Below are 2,354 nucleotides of genomic sequence, written 5' to 3'. Positions count from 1 at the left end.
CCTGTTATGGCATAAAAGAATGTGCCATAGACATTGGTGGAGACGGTAAAGCCATCGCCAATGAGCTTGGACCATTCATTTGCCTGTCCGGCAAGGAACAACGCACCAAGGATCATTGTAAAGAGAAGCCAGCCTTTAAATCCATCTGCTTCACCCTTTTTGAGTTTCGCCTCTGCCATTTGAATCGTAGCACTGGAAGAAAGAAGGAAAACAGAAAGTATGAGCGCAACAGATAGAGGCGGGACTCCCGCAGGGGTGTTTGCAGGCGGCCAGAAAGGTGCAGGGAACATGTTATAAAGATAGCCTCCGAAGAGGCCTCCAAATAACATAGCCTCAGAGAGTATGAAGAGGATTATCGCTGTTTTGCTCAACCCTGATTCCGCATAAACCTCATTTACCCATCCAAATAGACTTATCAATACGCCCACAACACCTGCACCACCGAGGAGCATGCCCGCAATCGGCAGTTTCCATTGAAAGGCTGCCATAAAACCGAACATTACAAGCAATATTGACATTCCTACCACAAAGGGCCACACACTCAGCTCAACCTTGTGGTGTACAGTCTCTTGATAGATAGCCTTTTCCTGCATAATATTTACCTCCTGACTATTGGTTTACCCAAACTCACAAATGGAGCCTTATTGTCTTCTTTATTGACAAAAGGCATTAATATTAATTAGGACTAAATTTATCCTGTTTTTTCATAAATAAATAGAACACTATCTTTTTTGCGCTGCTAAACGCGCAAAATCATACTTTCTTAACCGTCTTTCTACCTCTTTCCTCATATCTACCCATATAGGATGAACAGTGCATGTATTACTCAGATTACACATCCTTTTATCAATAGCACATCTGTTCATCGCCACAGTGCCTTCTATGGCTATAATCACGTCAAGCAAGTTAATCTCTTTAGGTTTTTTTGCAAGCTGAAAGCCTCCTTTTACACCTCGGATGGATTCAACAAGACCTGCCCTTCCAAGCTTCTGTAATATCTTTGCGAGGAAACTCTTAGGAATCAATTGTGATCCTGCAATCTCATTTACTATAAATATCTTTTCAGGTTCTTTTGCCATATATAAAATACATCTTATGGCATAATCTGTCTCACGAGTGATCTCCATTAATCAAGACTATTTTTATCCTATTTTATTCAACTTGTCAAGTAAAATTTTTGATTAGATGGTAGTAATTCTACTCTCGCCCTAATGCCCTTACAATATCTATCCTTGAGACTATCCCTAAAAGATATGATTTATTCACAATTCACGCAGATTAACATAGATAAGATATAAATTAAGGTGTTGGAAACTGCCACGACCCTCGCAAGTTTGTCAGCCATCGCTTTGTTTACCCATGCAGGGTTGCAGCGAATAAAGTCATGGCAAATCACAAAAACTGGGATTTCAGATTGGTAGTGTAATGTCACACAGTATAATTAACATGGAAATACTTGTTTTACAGGGGGAACTCCAGAGGTTAAGCCAGAAGCAGATCTATAATCTTTCTAATTTCTTTGGAGATCTCATCAACAGACTGCTCGCCATTGATTATCTTCCAGTTATCTTTCATGGCGAGTTCAAGATATGCATTTCGGACAGACTTCAGGAATTCAATTTTCCCCTCGTATATATCACGATTGCTTTGTTTCCTCTGCAGGGATGTCCTTTCCGAAATATCTATGAGGATTGTCAAATCAGGCTGTATAAGCCCTTTTTCTACTGTCAACATCCAGTCCACATCCAGTCCCTGGACAATTCCGTAAACGAGATTAGATGCAGAGTAGCGGTCAGATATAACGATATAGCCTTCACTTAACCATTTCCGAATATCTCCATCCCTTTCCCATCTGTTCGCAGTGTAAAGTAAGTATCTCAGTTGAATAGGGAGTTCCTTTTTCCCTTCGAGGAATCTTTTTATCTCTCTTCCGATTGGTGTATCATAATCAGGGAATGAAATAGTCTTTACCCTGCAACCTTTATGTGACAATGCAGATGAAAGCCTCTCTACTTGTGTCTGTTTTCCTGCTTGATCAATACCTTCAAAGACAATGAATAAAGCCCGTGATTCCTTGCGCATTTTATACCTCTTAACCTTACTGCTATATTTTTAATTATAAATAATTATAGAGTATAAAGGACTAACCATAAGAAATCAATGGGATTTTGGATTTAGAGCTTATCTGTTGACTTTATTTCAATGGAAATGGTAAAAACCTTTTATGATGAAAGACATGCTTGGAAGGGAAGATGTAGTTGCTGTAAAAGAGGCGAAGCGACTGTTTTTCGAGAACTGGAATCCTCTACCTCTTGAAGAAGAGACAGTTGATATCAATGATGCACTACATCGTG

General features: G+C 39.6%; 3 protein-coding genes. All 3 read right to left on the bottom strand.

What is annotated here, in order from left to right:
* The coding region (locus tag AB1488_02295; protein ID MEW6408928.1) for a cytochrome c oxidase subunit 3 at nucleotides 1-593 on the bottom strand (593 nt) is incomplete at its 3' end.
* A 129-nt stretch (nucleotides 594-722) separates the two neighbouring features.
* On the bottom strand, nucleotides 723-1,127 hold the full coding sequence (locus AB1488_02290; GenBank protein ID MEW6408927.1) for an Rrf2 family transcriptional regulator: 405 nt from the start codon (nucleotides 1,125-1,127) through the stop codon (nucleotides 723-725).
* Nucleotides 1,128-1,482: 355 nt separating this feature from the next.
* Nucleotides 1,483-2,082, bottom strand: coding sequence for a dTMP kinase (tmk, locus tag AB1488_02285; GenBank protein MEW6408926.1), 600 nt, complete (start codon nucleotides 2,080-2,082; stop codon nucleotides 1,483-1,485).
* Nucleotides 2,083-2,354 lie beyond the last annotated feature (272 nt).

The organism is Nitrospirota bacterium, from assembly GCA_040756155.1.
Taxonomy (GTDB): Bacteria; Nitrospirota; Thermodesulfovibrionia; order JACRGW01; family JBFLZU01; genus JBFLZU01.
The sequence above is the reverse complement of the archived record's forward strand: the minus strand, read 5'-3'. Positions and strand labels throughout refer to the sequence as shown.

Excerpts from the sequence above, each read along its gene's own strand:
- tmk (MEW6408926.1), bottom strand. The coding sequence starts at position 2,082 with ATGCGCAAGGAATCACGGGCTTTATTCATTGTCTTTGAAGGTATTGAT.
- AB1488_02290 (MEW6408927.1), bottom strand. The coding sequence starts at position 1,127 with ATGGAGATCACTCGTGAGACAGATTATGCCATAAGATGTATTTTATAT.